The sequence below is a fragment of the Pseudomonas sp. UBA6276 genome, from assembly GCF_002438365.1.
GTDB classification, from domain to species: domain Bacteria; phylum Pseudomonadota; class Gammaproteobacteria; order Pseudomonadales; family Pseudomonadaceae; genus Aquipseudomonas; species Aquipseudomonas coleopterorum.
Genome location: NZ_DJUS01000137.1, coordinates 796 through 2,579 on the forward strand (window position 1 = coordinate 796; position 1,784 = coordinate 2,579).

Genomic DNA, 1,784 nt, shown 5'->3' on the forward strand with positions numbered 1-1,784 from the left:
GCTCATGCCTTCACTCCCGATGATCGTGGGTCTGGGTAATACTGCCTTGTTCCACGTGGAACAAAGCAACTGGCGTTTCCGTCTGCCAGCCTTCCCTCAATAATTCGTGGTCTACGCAGGTGATAAACACCTGGCAGCGTAAGTCTTCAAGCAAGCGGCACAATGCGCGACGGTGCTGTTCATCCAGCTCGGACGGCAAGTCGTCTACCAGATAGATGCATTGACCGCGGCGGGCCTGGCCGACCAAATGGCCTTGGGCGATGCGAAGTGCACACACCACGAGCTTCTGCTGACCGCGCGACAATATGTCGGCCGCGTTGTGGGCGCCCATTCGCAATCGAAGGTCAGCGCGCTGAGGTCCAGCCTGGGTATGCCCCATCTGCTGATCTCTCAACAAGGACCCTGCCAGGACGTCTGCGAGTTCGCGATCCTTGTCCCAGCCTCGGTAATAGCTCAGTGTGAGACCTTCCAGCTTCAACAACTCGGCGAGTGTCTGTTCGAACACTGGCTTGAGCGCTTTGATATAAGCGCGCCGATAGTCGTCGATTTCAGCGCTGGCAAGGCAGAGCTCACGGTCCCATGCCGCTTGCGAAGCAACGTCAAGTGTACCATGCCGAAGCCATGAGTTCCGTTGCTTCAGGGCCTTCTGCAACCGCTGCCAGGTCGACATGAATCGAGGTTCCACGTGGAACACTCCCCAGTCTAGGAACTGTCGGCGGATCTTTGGAGCCCCCTCCAGCAGTCGAAAGCTATCGGGGTTGATCAGCTGCAAGGGCAATATCTGGGCAAGCTGAGCCGCGCTTCGAGCGTTCTGGCCGTTGATACGAATAGTGAAATCGCCCTGTCTTTCCCGTGAAATACCCAGGTTGCTATGACCGCCTTCGGCCAACTCAACCTGGCCAAATACCGTCGCAGTGGCTTGCTCGTGCTGAATGATTGGCACCAGACGCGTGCTGCGAAACGATCGCGCGAGGCCCAAGAGGTGAATGGCTTCCAGCACACTGGTTTTACCACTGCCGTTGGCGCCGTAGAGAATGTTGATACGCGGGGAGGGGGAGAAGGTCACCGGGTGCAGGTTGCGCACCGCGGTGACTGTAACGCGGGTCAGGGACATTCAGGTGGCTGTCAGAGGCGCATCGGCATGACGACGTATGCCGAGTCGTCATTGTCGGATTCCTGGACCAACGCGCTGCTGTTGGAGTCAGACAGGATCAGGCGAACCTGCTCGGTCGTCATCACTCCCAGCACGTCGAGCAGATAACTGACGTTGAAGCCGATTTCCAACGCACCGCCGTTATAGTCCACGGCCACTTCTTCTTCCGCTTCTTCCTGTTCAGGGTTGTTGGCCTGGATCTTGAGCTGACCGGCTGCCAGTTGCAGGCGGATGCCGCGATACTTTTCATTGGACAGGATCGCGGTGCGGCTGAAGGCCTCACGTAGTGCCTGACGGTCACCCAGCACCAGCTTGTCGCCACCTTTGGGCAGCACACGCTCATAGTCAGGGAATTTGCCGTCGACCAGCTTGGATGTGAAGGTGAACTCACCCGTGGTTGCGCGGATATGATGCTGGCCCAGCACGATGCTGACATTGCCGTCGGGCTCGGTCAGCAGACGGGCCAGTTCCAGAATGCCCTTGCGCGGCACGATGACCTGATGGCGGTCGGCTTGACCGATATCGGCCTGCATCGAGCACATGGCCAGACGATGGCCGTCGGTGGCGACTGCTCGGATGATGCCGGCCGATACTTCCAGCAGCATGCCATTGAGGTAGTAGCGCACGTCCT

At 58.6% G+C, this 1,784-nt stretch carries 2 protein-coding genes; both read right to left on the reverse strand.

What is annotated here, in order from left to right:
* Positions 1-10: 10 nt before the first annotated feature.
* Positions 11-1,114 (reverse strand): DNA replication/repair protein RecF, encoded by a 1,104-nt coding sequence (recF, locus tag B2V21_RS16475; protein WP_282347109.1) that lies wholly within the window; start codon positions 1,112-1,114, stop codon positions 11-13.
* A gap of 11 nt (positions 1,115-1,125) precedes the next feature.
* Positions 1,126-1,784 (reverse strand): DNA polymerase III subunit beta (gene dnaN / locus B2V21_RS16480; protein WP_286917421.1); only part of this gene is annotated, 659 nt, incomplete at its 5' end.

Bases quoted from the DNA above. Each gene is read 5' to 3' on its own strand.
- recF (WP_282347109.1), bottom strand. From the start codon at position 1,114: ATGTCCCTGACCCGCGTTACAGTCACCGCGGTGCGCAACCTGCACCCG.